The following is a 17627-nucleotide window of genomic DNA, read 5'->3' as shown; positions in this document are numbered from 1 at the left end:
TCGTACCTGACCATCGCGAGTGGTGTCGTGAAGGCGTTCAAGTTTGATTTTTTGTTCTGATGTAATAAATATTTTCATAGCGAGGATAATGATCTCCATTTCGGATAAAATCAAGCATCTTCAATGATTACGGGTATATATTGATAATAAGACAGGTGGGATAAGTAATTTCCATCCAAAATAGGACATAATAAATGAAATTTTTATTTGAGCTACCTTATGATCATGCTAATTTTGACTGGATCATAAAAAGCTATTTTGACCTTATGTATAATGACGAGCATTTTTTAGATGCCGTAGAAAATATTGCTCAAAAAGAATCTTTTATGTTAGATGGTGTATATTGCTTTTTCCCTGACGTGAATAGTGAAGATGAATATTTTGAAGGTGTTCAGTTTGCTGTTGGTTATCCGCCAACTGATGAAGATACAATAACAGTCAGTGAAGAAACCTGTTATCACTATGTCAGATTAGCGGGTGAAAAGTATCTAAAACTTCATCCAGAACATACAGCTAAAATTAATGAGCTACTGGCAAAGATATCAATATAAATTACAGTCTCTGTGGGGCACTTGAGTTGTTTGGCTGTAAAATAGGTAATTCAACCGGATTATGACCCATGAATACTTATACCGTTAAGTGGTTCTCCTCCATGTCAACCCTCTGGTTTGGCGACGCTTTAGGTTGCCAGGTGAAACTTCTTTAACTGTTTGGCCGCATAAGTGCCCCACACATTTTTATGCTCTCCTACTAAGCCGCTGATTCGCAAAAGCAAAAAAACAGTTCCATAGTTCCGCTGCTTAGGGGTAAACTTCCTCTGAAGTTATTAATCACAATTACCCACGTGCAACCCCGATAAAACGGCACTTAACCATGAATTACGCTTCAGACAGAAAGTGAGAGATTCGATTTGGTAACAAAACACAGAGAAATAATCAGGCAAGTAGCTTACCGGCCTATGCGAAACGATGAGTTTGATTTTTGGGCGGAGAGGTCCTTAGAGGATTATGCTGAAGATCTAATGGAAAACCACCTCTACAGCCGAAAAAAAGCGGTTACAGAAGCATTGCATTCATTTAGAACTACTCTGCCAGAAGGAATCAACACACCAAATCAATATTTCCGAATTTACGAACTAGAGAGCCAAGCGGTGGGTTACATTTGGTTTAGCCTTGAAGATAACTCAGCATTTTTGTCAGACATCATACTGCTCTCGGAGTTTCAGGGTAAGGGAATAGGGAAGCATTTTATCCGCGCATTCATAGATGAGCTGCTCACTGAAAAGGCTCAAGAGTTAGAACTAAGAGTATCACCTGGTAATCATCGAGCTATAAGCCTTTACAGAGAATTAGGCTTTCGGATTACAGGCTTTGACATGAGTCTTTTACTGGGACAAGAAACATAAGAAATCACTCAAATCTGATCACTGGAAACACATACTCGAAGCATCAACTCACAGCCTTATATTTACCATAATATCCGCTGCCAGAACCGCCTGCACGCCATTTAGGGCGGATTTCAGCTAAAAGCCCTTTTTACTTATTATCTTCGAAAAAACCGCGTATACACTGTTTTACGCGGTTTTAAGCTTATGCATAACTATGCACACTACTCCGTGTTCATGAATTTTAGTTAATTTCCTCCACTGCAAAAAGTCATTGATATTGGTGTGAACAAAAATCACCCTGAAAGGGGATGCCACAATAACGGACAGTACTGTGCTGACAGGTTCAGGATTAACCAAACAAGGTGAACCCGTTGCTTGTATCGGTGACAGCGTGTTTTGTCCCGCCTGTAAAAATACAGGTTCGATTGCGGAAGGTTCAGCATTTAGGCGAGAAATCAGCAGTTAACAAGCAACAGGTATTTAACCGTTAACAGCGAGTGAAAACAACTCGTAAAAATAATGATATTAAATTGATTTTAGCGTTAAATCACACTGACGGTATAAAAATAAGAATGGTTTAAATCAAACAGTAAAAAAGAGATGTTATTAGATGGGCTAAAACAGTGTAAAGCTGGTTTAAGCTATACCCGTTATCTTTCAAGTTGTCTCTTTATTGGCTGCACTCACTCACCTCGGTCACATCGTTTGCTCCCGGGGATTCGTTGTTTTGCCTTCGCGATCCATCTTGAAATCCATAGGGCATATCACGGTTTTATATAATCAATGTAAAATAATAACGCTGAAAGTAATCTAATTCGTATGCCGTTAAATCATTTATTTTAAGGGGTGTTATTCAGATTTTTCATGATTGATGATTTAATTGGTTTATGAAAAATTTTATTCCTTGGTTTAAGGTGTTATTAAAGACGATTCATTTTGAAAAAAATTATCTGATTAACTTATTCATGTTTTTATTTATCCATTTTCCCCAGGAGGCATAAGCATCAATAAAATCAATTTTTGTTTTTAATTTTTCACTGATGGCGTTATAATAGGTAGGCTTTAGACTGTTATTAAAATTAAAAATCATTGTCTGAAATCTTAGGTTAATCGGTATAAAGTTTTAACGATAGTTTTAACGATAGTTTTAACGATAGTTTTAACGATAGTTTTAACGATAGTTTTAACGATAGTTTTAACGATAGTTTTAACGATAGTTTTAACGATAGTTTTAACGATAGTTTTAACGATAGTTTTAACGATAGTTTTAACGATAGTTTTAACGATAGTTTTAACCTGTAAAACCTGTAAAACCTGTAAAACCTGTAAAACCTGTAAAACCTGTAAAACCTGTAAAACCTGTAAAACCTGTAAAACCTGTAAAACCTGTAAAACCTGTAAAACCTGTAAAACCTGTAAAACCTGTAAAACCTGTAAAACCTGTAAAACCTGTAAAACCTGTAAAACCCATTTTTTTATGACATTATTTTAATGGTCTGCTGCGTAAAATGATGGAAATAAAGATTTTGAATATTAAACTGTATGAGTAATATTCTTTTACTTGCTTATTTCTTTTTAACTTTCTGTTAATGATTGAAGGGTTTCGATTAAATGTAATTAACTGTTCTATTAAAAAATTTTACTTATTTAATTAAATCTACCTTTTATATAAAAAATTTAATTTCTCTTTATTATCACATTTAAATAATCATGGTAGATTAATTAAATGTGAAGCAAGCGAAGAATAATATCACCGATAGATATATTAAATATGACAATAAATAATCTTTTTAAAATCACGCTGTACCTTTTAAAAATGGGCATTAATAATATGTTGATTTTTTTAACCCTTAGTTGAATCATTACCGATAAAAAGGTGTTTACGATCGCTAAAAAGGGCAAATGAAAGTAAAAAGAGAAAGTGAATAATGTTAACAACATGATGTACTTGCTCTTTTTTCCTGATTTTAAAACCACACTGACAGCTAAAAACGGATTTTCTTAATACCTGTTTTATCACCTTGGGATAAAGATGTGGTTAATCATTATCTTAATGAGTGAAAACTGCATAACCATTTGCTTTCAAATGGAATGAAAAATGGCAATCCATATAACTTAACCTGAACAAATTGGATCGTTGGAGTCAATAGAAAACGCGACACCGAAAGATTAAAGACATTAAAAACAGGGTTAAATCCCTCTGGTGGTAGCAAAATGCCATTCCCATGTAAACCGTCAGTACAAATTTTCTCGTTTTATTACTGAGGAAAACTCAGCAGTGATAGTCGAGACGTTAAAAGTCAATAATCTGAAAGATGAATGTTCACCATGTGCACGTTGGTTGTAAATAATCACCAATGTAATAATCAATTACAATACAATAACTTATGTTTCACATTTATCTATATTGGTGAAAGTTGATGGCAAATATAAATTTAAAAAAACACCTTTCTTGAGAATTTTTGTTTTTTTATTGAAAAATAAAAGGTATTTAGAATATTGTTCCCCGTAACAATTTAAATATAAATTGTTTTTATTTTATACTGAAAATATTTATATGATTTTTTTATTTATAATATAAGACTAAATTTATTTGACAGTTTTGTATTTGATGATTATTGTTCTTCCCTGATTCGCAAATGTTATTTCAAACATAATAATATCTTTGGTTATTATATGCATTTAATATAAATGATATTTTATGACATTGTTCAATTTGTTGTTTTTATTGTGAATTTTAATTTTCATAAATTAATTTACATGGGTTATTATATTTAATTGATGATAACTTGAAACTATTTCCAATGTGATAATTTGTCATTGCATATTTGTTTTTAAATTTAGTGTAAATCTGAGTGTGATTCGTCATTTTAATTACTGATGAATACAGGGTTATTTTTTACAATTGATGTAAAGCAGTAAAAATATCCTCACTATAAGAGGGCGGTAATTATTTGTCCGTCGTTATTGACAACATATTTAAAATAAATTGGCCACAGGCCATATAGGAGTAAATAAGTGAAATACGACTTTATTGTCGTTGGTTCCGGGGCAATTGCAGGTTCAATCGCCTATGAGCTGGCAAGCAGAAATCTTTCGGTTTGTAGGGTTGGAGAGACTGATCGAACTAATGCTGCTTCGAAAGCGGCGGGTGCAATGAATGGGTGTTTTGGCGAAATTACCAGTGGTTTATTAGCGAGTGAACACGGTAAGTTGAAATTGAATATGGATTGTATTTCCAAAGAGCTTTGGCCGGCTTGGGCGCAACGGTTAGCTGACTCTTCCGGTGATACCCGATCACTGTTCACGGCTAAAGGCACTCACGTGATACTCAACACTGCCGGGATGGAAGAGATTGACAGTATCAATTATGACGCTATCGAACAAACCCTAAACGATTATGCGGCACCTTATGAAACCATTGATCCGCGTGAAATTGAGTGGTTAAAGCCCAACGATTTAGTGCGCCCGCTTCGTGCTTTGTACATCCCTGATGAGCATGCGCTGAACTCGCATTTATTGCTGGAAAAGCTGGATGCGGCATTGGTGGCTGAAGGTGGAAGCCTTAAAGAAGAGAATGTTAAGTGTGTGTTGATTGAAGAGGGTTTAGCTACCGGTGTCGAATTGCTGAGTGGCGAACGTTTAATGGCAGATAAGGTCGTCGTGGCTGCCGGTGCACACTCGTTGGATCTGTTATCAAATATACCTTCTATTGTTCGCCAAATTCCGCCAATCTTTGCTGGCTATGGGGTATCCATTCTGGTCAAGATGCCGAAAGGCAGAGAATTACCGACTTCGGTCATCCGTACCCCTAACCGGGCCTTTGCCTGTGGGCTGCATTGTGTGCCACGTGGTGATGGTGTGCTGTATCTTGGCGCGACCAATATTCTGTCTGAAAAACCACGCAGTCAGGCACTGATTTCTGATGTGCAGTTCTTGTTGGATTGTGCGTTAGATCAGTTGGATATTAATTTACATGATGCTGAGATCCTCTCAATTCAGGTTGGTAACCGGCCAATCCCGGCTGATGGGTTCCCGTTGATTGGCGAATGCGGCGTGAATGGTCTTTGGTTGGCGACCGGGACTTACCGTGATGGCTTACATCAATCACCGTTATTAGCGGATTATGTGGCTAATGCTTTGACGGGAGTAGAAAATACACTCATTAATCTTGATGATTTCAATCCAGTTCGTCCTCCGTTGGTCGGCTTCTCCCGTGACGTGATGGCGAAAGAGACTGCTCAACAAATGTTTGCTACCGGTTACGAATATCGTTGGGATATTAAACCTTACTGGCTGCCACTGCTGAATGAAGGGATGATGCGCAATTATCAGAATTTAATTGAGTCTCTTCACCCTCAATTCACGCCACCGCCAGAGTTGGTTGCCTTCTCCCATATTTATCAATCCATGCGTGAACGGTTACGCAGTTATTATGAGGCTTGGTCATGAGTTTTTCGCTGAAAGATCAAGTTGTCATTGATAACGCCAGGAAATTACTGTCAGAAGCCGACGTTTGGGATGTGGAAACTGATCTCACGTGCCTGATTGACCGTTATCTGGAAAGACGTTGTAAGGACCGCGCCCGTGATGAATTTATGCTTGCGGTTCATGAACGCTGTAACCGAATACCACTTGGGCATATTGTCGGTACTGTGGATTTTGATGGATTGCCTCTGACAGTGGGGACCGGGGTATTTATTCCGCGCCTTCATAGTCAAGTTATTCATAAATGGCTGGAGAATGAATATCAAGCGCCTCATGGGGCTGTGGTGCTGGACTTATGCTCCGGTAGTGGTGCCATCGGTTTAGCTATTGCTAAACGTCGCCCGGATTTAAAGGTCACTTGTGTCGAATATGATGATGTGGCTTTTCAATACCTGACGCGCAATATCTATCGGTTGGCGAATTGGGCAATTAAAGCCGATGCATTAAAAGCAGATTTACGGGATTGGCAAGCATTTTCTCAATTTAACGGATCGGTAGCGTTGATTGTAGCTAATCCACCTTATGTGCCAGAACAGCAGGAAATATTACCGGAATGGGAGGAACATCATCCTTATGCATCGGTGTATTCGGGGGATGATGGGCTTGACTTAGCACGGTTGATTATCAAACAAGCTAAACAGCTACTGCAATCAGAAGGTTGGTTAGTTATTGAACATGGTGAAAGTCAGGGAGAGAGTGTCAGAGCATTATTTTCAGATGCTGGCTTCTCCTCGGTACGAACTATTATCGATGAAGATATTTCTGACACAACGGGCAGTTCGGTAATCACTGTTGGTTGTAAGCGCATTTGAACTTAGACAGTTGGAGTCTAGATAATGGATGTAAAACATAAGCAGGACTGGATGACAATTCGTCGGTCACGGACAACCGGTGCCTTAGCGCAAGCTATCGACGAAGGTTTGACCAGTTTCACGGTGGTTGAACGTCAAGGTAAGCAAATGACTACGGAGGAAGGCAAAGTCTTTACTGAATTTGTTTCCTGCTCTTATTTGGGATTAGAACATCATCCTGCGTTAATTGAAGCGGCAAATCAGGCAATGGCTAAAACAGGGATACATTTGTCATCATCCCGTGGAGCGATGCGCCCGCAATATTTGGGGCAATTGGAGAAACTGCTGGAAGAGATTTATCAAGGTGGTGCCGTTGCGGTGTTTACTTCCACCAGTAATGTTCATCTTGGTGTATTGCCGTTATTGGGGAGTGGCTCTCTACCTAACTATCCTCTTTCTCGGCCTGTACATTGGTTGATGGATAAAACTGCTCATGCCTCTATGCAGGTTTTACGCGGTATTCTCGAACAGTTCGGACCGGTATCACGGGTTGATAGTGCTGATGCGCAGTCAGTACAGCAAGCTTTGCAGAACTGTAAGGAGAATCAGCGGACACCTATCCTGCTGATTGATGGTATTGGTTCAATGAATGGTTTAATTCCGGTTGCAGAATTAACGCGACAGTTGGCTGCTGCTGGAGGCTATGTCTATGTAGATGATGCTCATGGTATTTCCATTATGGGGCGTCATGGTGCGGGTTATGCTTTTGCTGCACTTGACCATATTTTGCCATCCAACCTCATACTTGCAGGTTCATTATCCAAAGCATTTGGTGGTGCCGGGGGTTTTGTGGTGGTTGCAGGTGCCGATGATGTCGAAGTGATCAGTACCTTAGCGAATCCTCTGGTTTTTGGTCATTCGATCATGGTGCCGATGTTGGCCGCTAACGTTGCCTCAGCAAGACTTCATCTCAGCCTTGAGATAGACATCCGGCAAGAGCAGTTATGGAACAACATCAATCTGTTTGATTCTCTGATGGAGAACAGTTTGATGAATGCGGGTGTACAATCTCCCGTTCGCGGCGCTTTATTCGAAAATGAAGCGGAAGGGCTTGAAGCTGCTCGTTTGCTGCGTGATAACGGCATCTTATTATTCCCGGTATTTTATCCACTGGTCCCGGATGGCAATGCAATGTTACGCTTTGCTTTCTCTAGTGAGCATCAGGCAGGTGAAATCAAGCAGCTAGCAAATACCTTATTTGAAATAAGGGAAAAAGGGCTGAATTGGGTTGAGCCACAGGCTGTGGTTCCACAGGTGTAAATGACACCCGCTTATCGATAAAGAAGATAATTGAAATGAATCAGTGATTAAGATCAAACATATGACTCAAGCAATAATAAATAAACAGGAAATATTACAACCTTACAGGGAATCTTTGGATGTTATTAATATGCAGATTTTGGCACTGCTTTCTGAACGTATGAAAGTTTGTATGAAAATCGCTGAGGTAAAAGCGGGGCAGGATATTCCGATAATGCAGCCACAACGTATTACCTCGTTATTGAATATGTTGCGGGATAAATCAACCGATTTTGGGTTACGGCCTGAATATACTGAATCAATATTTCAACTGGTTATTGAAGAGACTTGCCGTCGAGAAGAAGAGCTGATTGACCAGTTGTTACACGAGAAAGTAAAGAATAATGAAAATACTGCTCATTGATAATTATGATTCCTTTACGCAAAACATTGCTCAATATCTGTATGAAGTGACGGGCAGTGTGCCGTCCGTAGTCACCAATTCTTTGACTTATGAAGAGTTAACGATAGACGAATATGATGCGGTAGTCCTTTCTCCGGGGCCAGGACATCCGGCTGAAAGCAGTGATTTTGGGGTCTGTGCTGAAGTTATTGCACATGCCAAAGTGCCACTGTTGGGTATTTGTCTCGGTCATCAGGGGATTAACCTGGCATTTGGCGGCGTTGTAGAACATGCCCCCAATCCGGTACATGGCTATCGTAGTCGCATCAGCAACACCGGAGAAGGATTGTTCCTCGGTTTGCCTGAACAGTTTGAAGTGGTCAGATATCACTCGTTGGTATGTACCCGGTTGCCCGACAATCTGAAATGTACTGCCTGGACTGATGATGGCTTAATCATGGCAATTGAGCACACCGAAAGGCCGATCTGGGGGGTTCAATTTCATCCTGAATCGATTGATTCTGAATATGGGCGTGAGCTACTCAGTAATTTCGTGCGGATAGCGGAGACGTATAAAGAGAATAATGAACAGGAAGTTACCGCTCAGAATATATGTACTGATATCAATGAGGCTTATCTTGCAGTAGGTGGAAGACAAGATCTCAACCTGAATTATCGTGAATGTAAGGAGATAGTCGATCCTGAATCCTTGTTTATTCAACGTTATGGCAATGATACGCATGCTTTCTGGCTTGATAGTGAAAATTCTGATAGACCCAATGCCCGCTTCTCAATGATGGGCAGCGGTAATGAACAAGGTGCTGTCAGACTTGAATACAGTGTACAGACTGAGAATTTGCGTTTGATCGGTCCTGATGGCGAGAGGATTGTTCAGGGAGATTTTTTCTCGTTGATGTCTCAGTTGCTTGATGTGGTGGCAATTTCGACACCAAAATCGATGCCATTGGTATTTAAAGGCGGGTTTGTTGGTTATTTAGGATATGAATTAAAGGCGCTGACAATTGGCAGCAACAAATATCGTTCAGAACATCCTGATGCCAGCTTAATATTTACTCCGCATTTTTTTGTCTTCGATCATCAGCAGAGTAAACTTTATGAATGTTTTATCACACCAATAGGGCAGCCACATCATTGGTCACCGGAACTTTTCGTTACCAATACAAAAAATACCGGTGAAGTGATACCTGACTTTATTCCTGGCGCTGTTGATCAAAATAAGATTTGTCTGGAATATGGCGCTGAGAAATATATGGATGGAATCCATAAATCACTCCAATACATCACAGATGGTGAGTCCTATGAAATCTGTCTGACGAATAGGGCCAAGATGACTTATTCAGGACATCCATTGGACGCTTATCGGCGTATGCGTCATGCCAGTCCTGTACCTTATGGCGCTTATCTGGCCTGTGGGGATTTTTCTGTACTCAGTGCATCACCAGAAACGTTTTTACGTATTGATGACGCCAGAAATATTGAATCCAGACCGATTAAGGGGACCCGGCCACGCGGAAAAACGGCAGCCGATGATCAGCATTTGCAGATGGAATTGAGTCAGTCTACTAAGGATAGGGCAGAAAATCTGATGATAGTGGACTTAGTGCGCCATGATCTTAATCAGGTATGTCGTCCAGGTAGTGTGCATGTACCTGAATTATTTAAAGTTGAGAGCTTCTCTTCTGTACATCAATTGGTTTCGACCATACGCGGTCAATTATGTGAAGAAACGTCATCCATAGAGGCTATCCGGGCATGTTTTCCAGGAGGATCAATGACCGGCGCACCGAAGAAGCGCACGATGGAGATTATTGATGCTTTAGAGTCATCGGCTCGTGGTGTTTACTCCGGTGCGCTTGGATGGTTATCTTTCAGTGGTGAAGTGGAATTGAGCATTGTGATACGCACCGCGGTGTTACATCAAGAGTGTGCTGAATTCGGCATTGGGGGGGCAATTGTTGCTCATTCTGATCCTTATGGCGAATTTGAAGAGACATTGGTCAAAGCGAGTGTGCCATATTTCAGTTTTAGTCATATGGCGGAGGAAGTGTGTGAGTAACCATAAAGTGGTCATTCTTGGTGGGCAAGGCGCTATTGGTTCTTTATTAGAGCGCCTTTTTACTCAATGTGGTCATATTGTATACAGTGTTGACAAACGAACGCAGGGAGTGCGTTCTCATTACTATCATTCTCATTACTGTCAGATTGATATCTTAAACCCGGCTGCTGATGCTGGAGCGGTTTTGAGTGGGGCAAAGGCGGTCGTCTTTGCCTTACCGGAAGCCGTCGCCATACAAGCGTTGCCTTGGGTGTTATCTGCTATTGGTGATGATGTACAGATCGTGTCAACCTGTTCAGTTCAGGCCCCTTTTTATTCTGCATTAAGAGCTGCCGCCCCCGGGCAGCCTTTCATTGGTGTTAACCCGATGTTCTCGCCATCTTTGCCGGAGCAAAAAAGGCCAGTTGCAGTCATTCTCGATAACTGTCATGTTAGTGAACATTGGATTGAGCGGGTATTGATGCAGGCTGATATGCGTATCAGTAGGATGACGCCGGAGGAACACGATCAGGTTATGGCGCTTTGTCAGGCTTTGCCCCATGCCGCGATACTGATTTTTGGCTTGGTGTTGGCGAAAAGTCCGTTAGATATTCGTACCTTGGCAACTATTGCGCCACCGCCCATGCGTACCATGCTGGCGTTATTATCAAGGATCTTACGCAATCCAATAGAAGTGTACTGGGACGTTCAATATGAAAATCCGATGGCTGCCGAACCGCGTCAGGCGTTGCTGCATGCCATACAACAGTTAGATTCGATAGTACAGGCTGGCGATCAAACTGAATTTGGCAATAACCTCAGAGATATTGCGCAACAACTGGGGGAACAGCTTGATATCAGTGCTGCTGATTGCCAGCATATTTTTTCAACGCTTGAATGAGATAGGATAGGAGTTGAGGGGATGTCGTTAAATAGAGTTGCTGAGGCTAACGGGCGGGCAGGACTCAGAAATTGGCTAGGATTACTGATATTGATGTTACCAGTATTGCTAGTGACTGTGGACAATACGATCTTAAGTTTTGCTTTACCAAAAATAGCTGAAGCTCTGGGACCCAGTGCAAGCCAGCAATTATGGATAATTGATGCTTATTCATTGGCATTGGCTGGTTTGCTGGTATCAATGGGAAGTATTGGCGATCGTGTGGGTCATCGTTCATTACTGTTATTTGGATCTTTGGGGTTCACGGTTATTTCGGTGTTCACAGCACTGTCAACTTCACCTGAACAATTGATTTTAGGGCGAGCCGTACTTGGATTTTTTGGTGCGATGCTGATGCCTTCAACTTTGGCTTTGATCAGCGTTCTTTTTGAGGATCGTGAACAGCGTCGATTGGCTGTTGCTATCTGGGCGACAACATTAACTATCGGTTCGGCCGTAGGTCCTGTAGTGGGTGGTGTTCTATTACAATTCTTCGATTGGAGTTCAATTTTTCTATTGGCAGTACCGGTATTAGTGCCATTGTTGATCTTCGGACCGATGTTATTGCCAGAGTCCGATAAAAAACAGACGGGCATTATCGATGTGTATAGTGTTCTGTTATCGATCGTTGCTATGGTTGGTATTGTTTACGCGATTAAACACCTTGCTAGTGATGGGTTTGAAATAAGTGTAATACTCGAACTGTCGGTTGGTCTTATTGCTGGTGTGCTATTTGTTCGCCGACAACAGCGTCTGCCTGTGCCGTTGATGGATCTTTCTCTGTTCCGCAATGGTATGTTCACGGGTTCGATTATTGTTAACTTACTGAGTTTGGCATTGCTGGTTGGTTTTGTCTTTTTTGCCACACAGGTCTTGCAAATTGTGCTCGGTATGAAGCCGATTTTGGCTAGCCTGGCATTGGTTCCTGGACAAATAATGGCAATTGTTATGGGTATGGCGATAGTGCCTATTGCTCAACGGGTTCCGGCTCATTATCTGGTGCCAATTTTGCTGAGTATTGCAGGTATTGCATTTCTTCTGGTCGCGAGTATCGGCAGTGATTTAGTCACTCTGATTGTTGCTTTCGCATTATTAGATATTAGTGTGGGGGCAATTGCTTCGGTGTCTAACGATTTGGTGCTTTCGTCAGTACCCTCCTCTAAAGCAGGGGCGGCATCATCAATAAGCGAAACTGCTTATGAAGTGGGTGTTGTACTTGGTACGACTATTCTGGGGGGATTGGTTACTGCTTTCTATCGTATGACATTGCAATTACCAAATGAGATCTCTCAGGAACAGACGGGATTAGCTTTAGAGACTTTAGCGGGGGCTTACGTTGTCGCGAATTCATTAGCTGAATCAGAGGGGCAGAAGCTGATGACAGCAGCGGCGGAATCATTCACCAGCGCTATTCATATGATGAGCTGGATGACAGTGGTATTGACCGCAGGAGTGGTATTGCTCGCTTGGCGTTTGCTGAAAGCTCCGCAGAAAGAACAAGTGCTTGAGTATTGATAGTTTGACGTGCAGCCATTGTAAATGGCTGCACTGCATTATGATAATTATTGATTTGGTTCTATACCTTATGGATTTCAAGATGCATCGCGACGGCAAGGGAGCGAATCCCCGGGAGCATAGAGAACTATGTGACCGGGGTGAGTGAGTGCAGCCAACAAAGAGGCAACTTGAAAGACGACGGGTATATTGTTTGATTCAGTTATTTTGATGTATTGCCTATTACTAAGGTTATTTTATTTACTTTTTTATCGGTCATTTAAGCGTTTATTTTCTTATTTTCTTATTTTCTTATTTTCATTTAAATTACATTCATAATTTTATTATTTAATAATATCTATAGTTTTCTATTTTTCTGGGGTTTTTTAAAAATATAATTATATTTATTGTTTTTATTTGTGTTTTCTAATAATACTCAATAAGATAAATATATACCCTATGGATTTCGAGGTGCATCGCGACGGCAAGGGAGCGAATCCCCGGGCGCATAGATAACTATGTGACTGGGGTGAGTGAGTGCAGCCAACAAAGAGGCAACTTGAAAGATAACGGGTATAGAATTGAAATTTTTAATTGGCTACTATTGAAAGATAGTGATGTATCACAGAAATATTTCCCATAATTAATGGAAAAAGTGGGAATTTATATTAATATTTTAAATTGCATATACCCTATGGATTTCAAGATGCATCGCGGCGGCAAGGGAGCGAATCCCCGGGAGCATAGATAACTATGTGACCGGGGTGAGTGAGTGCAGCCAACAAAGAAGCAACTTGAAAGATAACGGGTATAATTTCAATATTGCGTCTAATTGCTCACTGTAAAGTGAATAAATACTTACCTAATTAATTCTCATCGTAATTATTTTTCTGGCCTACCTGTTGTTGAAGTAGCTGTATATTTTGCTAGAAAAATCGGTGTCTTCGTTATGGCTAATTTGGTGATTAGCCAGAGGCAAAACTTTGACTATCAGCAAGTTAGTGACATAACCGGTAGTGATAATAGTAGAAACTTTGGAACTTGGTTAGATAGATAATTAATATATGAAGTTATTCTAAATGTATAAATTTAAACTCAGGAGAATTCACATGGATAAAATAAGAACGGTTGCTGAGACTTTGGCAATATTATATCAGTATCATTATCCGTTTGGTCTGGAACGACAGCCGAAGCAACTAAAGACCTCGGATTTTGACGGTAAGGTAATATTCTCCAACGATCCAGAAACAGCGACTGTGCCACCGGCATTTTTTACGGTACAAACCATACAAGAGTTGAAAGCGCTTGGCGGTGTACCTGACAGTGAGTATGGTCCTGGAAAAATGGAACCCCATCATCCGTTACCGGAGCCGTTTTCTGCTGAACGACTGGCAAATGTCACTGGTAATCATATTGATCTGTGCAAAGCTTTTAGGGCCTATATCTATAGTGATTCTGCTTTAGTCAAAGATTATGAAGAAATACTTAATGCTAAGCGCTTCCCGATGAAGGTTGCGTTATACAGTGGCGAGAAAATGACTATCTCCTCCGATAATCCATTGGTTGTTGAAGATAAAGATGATTATGGTGAACCGGTTGTCTTGGTGTATGAGCAGATAATCATTGAACCGGGAGGTCAAATTATTTACCGCACTAATGGTCGAATCGAAGCTAACACTATTGTAGGGAATGAAAATACTGGAAAGGAGAATGTTGTCAATAGAGGCAGTAATGGCGCCGATGGTCTTGATGGTGCGCCAGGAAATCAAGGGGCTAATGGCAGTGATGGTAAAGATGGTAAAGATAGTAAAAATGGCTGCTTAATTAGCGCCACATCAGGTACTGATGGAGCCAGCGGTTCTGTCGGAGGATTAGGGGGGGATGGTGCAGCAGCTGGAAATGCGAATGACCTGACTGTTACTACTAGTCAATCTTTTACTGGAACAGTAAATGCGGCAACGATAGGTGGTAACGGTGGTAACGGTGGAAGAGGCGGTCTTGGGGGGCGTGGGGGTAATGGGGGTAATGGGGGTAATTGGGGCAATGGAACAATCAAGTGGTGTCCTGCTGGGGCGGCAGGGAATGGGGGCACTGGAGGAAATGGAGGCAATGGAGGCAGGGGGGGTAAAGGTGGGGACAGTGGTAACATATATATTAATTACTCTGACGGTAGTCCAGTACTTCAGGTTGTGTCAATTAATGGTCTTGGTGGGGAAGGTGGGAAGGCCGGTTGGGGAGGAATAGGGGGTGAACCTGGAAATAGTACCAGAGTACTCGGTGTACATGGTTTGCAGGGGGACTATGGTAAAGATGGTCTTAAAGGAGAATTTGGAGATGACGGTAACACCGGCAAGATATATGTCAACGGTCATGAACGGGAATCTGATCGGAAACTTAATCGCTAGTGGTGCCGCAATCAGACGGGTCTGAACGACGATAAATAAGGGGAAATGGGGGCAGATCTTGGTTTTGCTTATGTTCAAGTGGTTTACATTATGAATTACTGAATACTTATTGGGGCTGGCCTTGCTGGTTGGCTTCGTTTTTTGCCACTCAGGTTTTACAAGTGTGCTGAGTATGAAGCCGATTTTGCATTGGTTCCTGGGTAAATTAATGGCGATTGTTATCGGCATGGCAATAGTGCCTGTTGCTCAATGTGATTTTTGAAGAATATAATCATGATTATATTCTTTTATTTGTATTTTCTAATAATACCTAATGAGACAAATATAAAATTGAAGCATTTAGTCAGTACTTATTAAAAGGTTGTGATGTATCACGGAAATATTCTCCTTAATTAATGAAAAAAGTGGGAAATTACATTAATATTTTAAATTGTGTCATTTAAATATCGCATTCAATCGCTTTCTGTAACGTGGATAAATACTTGCCTAATTGATTCTTATAGAAATTATTTTTCTGGCATACCCGTTGTTGAAATGCGTATATACCCTATGGATTTCAAAATGCATCGCGACGGCAAGGGAGTGAATCCCCGGCAGCATAGCAAACTATGTGACCGGGGTGAGAGAGTGCAGCCAACTGAAAGATGACGGGTATAAATTTAAATTCTGGAGAATATCTATGGATAAAATAAGAACGGTTGCTGAAACTTTGGCAATATTACATCAGAATCATCATCTGATTGGTGTAGAACGGCAGCCAAAGCAACTTAAGACCTCGGATTTTGACGGTAAGGTAATATTCTCTAACGATCCGAAGACAGCGACTGTGCCACCTGCATTTTTTACGGTACAAACCATACAAGAGTTGAAGGCACTCGGCGGTATACCTGACAGTGAGTATGGCCCTGGCAAAATGGAACCTCATCATCCGTTACCTGAACCATTTTCTGCTGAACGACTGGCAAATGTCACGGGTTATCATATTGATTTGTGTAAAGCTTTTAGGGCCTATATGTATAGTAATTCTGCTTTAGTCAAAGATTATGAGGAAATGCTTAATGCTAAGCGTTTCCCAATAAAGATTGCGTTATACATTGGCGAAAGAATCACTGTTACCGCAGATGCACCATTGCTTGTTGAAGATAAAGATGATTATGGCGAACCCGTTGTCTTGGTATATGACCAGATAATCATTGAACCGGGAGGTCAAATTATTTACCGCACTAATGGTAAGATCGAAGCTAATACTATTGTAGGGAACAGCAATAATGATAAAAAGCAGAGCATTATCAGTAAAGGCTCTGATGGAGGCGATGGTTTTGAGGGTGAACAGGGAAGTAATGGGGTTAATGGCAGCAATGGTAATATTGGTTCAGAGAATAAACATGGTTGCTCTGTTAAATCCACATCAGGTACTGATGCAACTGGCGGTTCTTCGGGAGCACCAGGGATGGATGGCAAAAGAGGTGGCAGTGCAAATGACGTAATTATTAATGTTGACATTTTTACTGGAGTAGTCAATGCGGCATCGATAGGTGGTAAGGGTGGAAAGGGTGGATATGGCGGTAATGGAGGGAATGGAGGGAATGGTGGAAATGGAGGAGCTGCAACAAACAAATGTAGTGCTGGATATGGAGGAAGGGGAGGGGATGGCGGTAATGGAGGAGATGGCGGTAATGGGGGTAACGGTGGGGACAGTGGTAACATATATATTAATTTCACTCAGGGTCAGCCAGTAATTAATGCTCTGTCATATAGAGGAGATGGCGGTAATGGAGGGGGCGGTGGTAAGGGAGGAATAGGCGGAGTAGGTGGTGTTGGTAGTAGAGGATTAAATGCTAATAGTTATCTTGGAGTGTCTGGTGAAGCGGGTAATGATGGAGAATCCGGCAATGCAGGGACTTCTGGCAAGATATATGTTAACGGTAATGCACGGCAGCATAGTGATAATCAGACTTTAGACTGGCTTGAAGACTATAAATAAGCTGAAGTATAGCAACTGACCGCCTCTCCTGAAAAATTCACTTATTAGTTGAATCCAGCTTGCATAATTGGTGGTCTTATTTTTCTGTGCCAGCAATATTTAATTGTATACCCGTTATCCTTCAAGTTGCCTCTTTGTTGGCTGCGCTCGCTCACCCCGGTCACATCGTTATCTATGCTCCCGGGGATTCACTCCCTTGCCGTCGCGATGCATCTTGAAATCCATAGGGTATATACCCGTACTCATTGAAGATGCTTGATTTTACCCGAAATGGAGATCATTATTCTCGCCATGAAAATATTTATTATATCAGAACAAAAAATCAAATTTGAACGTCTTCACGACATAACTCGTGATGGTCAAGAATGTAGCGTATTTAA

General features: G+C 41.1%; 15 protein-coding genes. 14 read left to right on the top strand and 1 reads right to left on the bottom strand.

Going from position 1 to position 17627, the window contains the following annotated elements; all coding sequences use genetic code 11:
* Window positions 1–194: 194 nt before the first annotated feature.
* The 3 genes from cdiI to AACQ38_RS12320 all read left to right on the top strand — a co-directional run bounded on the left by cdiI (window position 195) and on the right by AACQ38_RS12320 (window position 1853).
* On the top strand, window positions 195–551 hold the full coding sequence (gene cdiI / locus AACQ38_RS12330; protein ID WP_165578249.1) for a ribonuclease toxin immunity protein CdiI: 357 nt from the start codon (window positions 195–197) through the stop codon (window positions 549–551).
* Window positions 552–958: 407 nt separating this feature from the next.
* A complete protein-coding gene (locus AACQ38_RS12325; RefSeq protein WP_165578248.1) occupies window positions 959–1405 on the top strand; it encodes a GNAT family N-acetyltransferase in 447 nt (148 codons plus the stop codon).
* 274 nt (window positions 1406–1679) lie between these two features.
* Entirely contained in the window at window positions 1680–1853 is a 174-nt protein-coding gene (locus AACQ38_RS12320; protein ID WP_165578259.1) for a PAAR domain-containing protein, read from the top strand.
* Window positions 1854–2678: 825 nt separating this feature from the next.
* On the opposite strand, the gene AACQ38_RS12315 is transcribed toward AACQ38_RS12320, so the two are convergent.
* Window positions 2679–2858, bottom strand: a complete 180-nt coding sequence (locus AACQ38_RS12315; RefSeq protein WP_158537605.1) for a hypothetical protein — start codon at window positions 2856–2858, stop codon at window positions 2679–2681.
* Window positions 2859–4405: 1547 nt separating this feature from the next.
* Here AACQ38_RS12315 and AACQ38_RS12310 point away from each other — a divergent pair.
* From AACQ38_RS12310 to AACQ38_RS12260, 11 genes are all read left to right on the top strand, one after another.
* Window positions 4406–5839, top strand: coding sequence for an NAD(P)/FAD-dependent oxidoreductase (locus AACQ38_RS12310; RefSeq protein ID WP_011147746.1), 1434 nt, complete (start codon window positions 4406–4408; stop codon window positions 5837–5839).
* A complete protein-coding gene (locus AACQ38_RS12305; RefSeq protein WP_165578247.1) occupies window positions 5836–6687 on the top strand; it encodes a HemK/PrmC family methyltransferase in 852 nt (283 codons plus the stop codon). Before AACQ38_RS12310 ends, AACQ38_RS12305 begins: the two co-directional genes overlap by 4 nt.
* 24 nt (window positions 6688–6711) lie before the next feature.
* Entirely contained in the window at window positions 6712–7986 is a 1275-nt protein-coding gene (locus AACQ38_RS12300) for an 8-amino-7-oxononanoate synthase family protein (protein WP_109791754.1), read from the top strand.
* Between the two features lie 61 nt (window positions 7987–8047).
* Window positions 8048–8389 (top strand): chorismate mutase, encoded by a 342-nt coding sequence (locus AACQ38_RS12295; RefSeq protein WP_207631850.1) that lies wholly within the window; start codon window positions 8048–8050, stop codon window positions 8387–8389.
* Entirely contained in the window at window positions 8370–10445 is a 2076-nt protein-coding gene (gene pabB, locus AACQ38_RS12290) for an aminodeoxychorismate synthase component I (RefSeq protein WP_165578245.1), read from the top strand. Before AACQ38_RS12295 ends, pabB begins: the two co-directional genes overlap by 20 nt.
* Complete coding sequence (locus tag AACQ38_RS12285) at window positions 10438–11325, top strand: prephenate dehydrogenase dimerization domain-containing protein (protein WP_165578244.1); 888 nt, start codon at window positions 10438–10440, stop codon at window positions 11323–11325. Before pabB ends, AACQ38_RS12285 begins: the two co-directional genes overlap by 8 nt.
* Before the next feature lie 21 nt (window positions 11326–11346).
* Window positions 11347–12879, top strand: a complete 1533-nt coding sequence (locus tag AACQ38_RS12280; RefSeq protein ID WP_011147740.1) for an MFS transporter — start codon at window positions 11347–11349, stop codon at window positions 12877–12879.
* A 50-nt stretch (window positions 12880–12929) separates the two neighbouring features.
* On the top strand, window positions 12930–13076 hold the full coding sequence (locus AACQ38_RS12275) for a hypothetical protein (RefSeq protein WP_165578243.1): 147 nt from the start codon (window positions 12930–12932) through the stop codon (window positions 13074–13076).
* A gap of 302 nt (window positions 13077–13378) precedes the next feature.
* Window positions 13379–13501 (top strand): hypothetical protein, encoded by a 123-nt coding sequence (locus AACQ38_RS12270; RefSeq protein ID WP_278249244.1) that lies wholly within the window; start codon window positions 13379–13381, stop codon window positions 13499–13501.
* Window positions 13502–13967: 466 nt separating this feature from the next.
* Window positions 13968–15263, top strand: a complete 1296-nt coding sequence (locus tag AACQ38_RS12265; RefSeq protein ID WP_165578242.1) for a hypothetical protein — start codon at window positions 13968–13970, stop codon at window positions 15261–15263.
* Between the two features lie 679 nt (window positions 15264–15942).
* The gene (locus AACQ38_RS12260) at window positions 15943–17247 is read left to right on the top strand and encodes a hypothetical protein (protein ID WP_165578258.1); all 1305 of its coding nucleotides are present in this window, start codon (window positions 15943–15945) and stop codon (window positions 17245–17247) included.
* Window positions 17248–17627: the final 380 nt, after the last annotated feature.

The organism is Photorhabdus sp. RW14-46 (assembly GCF_963887965.1).
GTDB lineage: Bacteria > Pseudomonadota > Gammaproteobacteria > Enterobacterales > Enterobacteriaceae > Photorhabdus > Photorhabdus laumondii.
This window is presented reverse-complemented; position numbering and strand designations above follow the sequence as displayed.

Coding starts and splice junctions, on each gene's coding strand:
- cdiI (WP_165578249.1), top strand. CDS start 195: ATGAAATTTTTATTTGAGCTACCTTATGATCATGCTAATTTTGACTGG.
- AACQ38_RS12325 (WP_165578248.1), top strand. CDS start 959: ATGCGAAACGATGAGTTTGATTTTTGGGCGGAGAGGTCCTTAGAGGAT.
- AACQ38_RS12315 (WP_158537605.1), bottom strand. CDS start 2,858: ATGGGTTTTACAGGTTTTACAGGTTTTACAGGTTTTACAGGTTTTACA.
- AACQ38_RS12305 (WP_165578247.1), top strand. CDS start 5,836: ATGAGTTTTTCGCTGAAAGATCAAGTTGTCATTGATAACGCCAGGAAA.
- AACQ38_RS12300 (WP_109791754.1), top strand. CDS start 6,712: ATGGATGTAAAACATAAGCAGGACTGGATGACAATTCGTCGGTCACGG.
- AACQ38_RS12295 (WP_207631850.1), top strand. CDS start 8,048: ATGACTCAAGCAATAATAAATAAACAGGAAATATTACAACCTTACAGG.
- pabB (WP_165578245.1), top strand. CDS start 8,370: ATGAAAATACTGCTCATTGATAATTATGATTCCTTTACGCAAAACATT.
- AACQ38_RS12280 (WP_011147740.1), top strand. CDS start 11,347: ATGTCGTTAAATAGAGTTGCTGAGGCTAACGGGCGGGCAGGACTCAGA.
- AACQ38_RS12265 (WP_165578242.1), top strand. CDS start 13,968: ATGGATAAAATAAGAACGGTTGCTGAGACTTTGGCAATATTATATCAG.
- AACQ38_RS12260 (WP_165578258.1), top strand. CDS start 15,943: ATGGATAAAATAAGAACGGTTGCTGAAACTTTGGCAATATTACATCAG.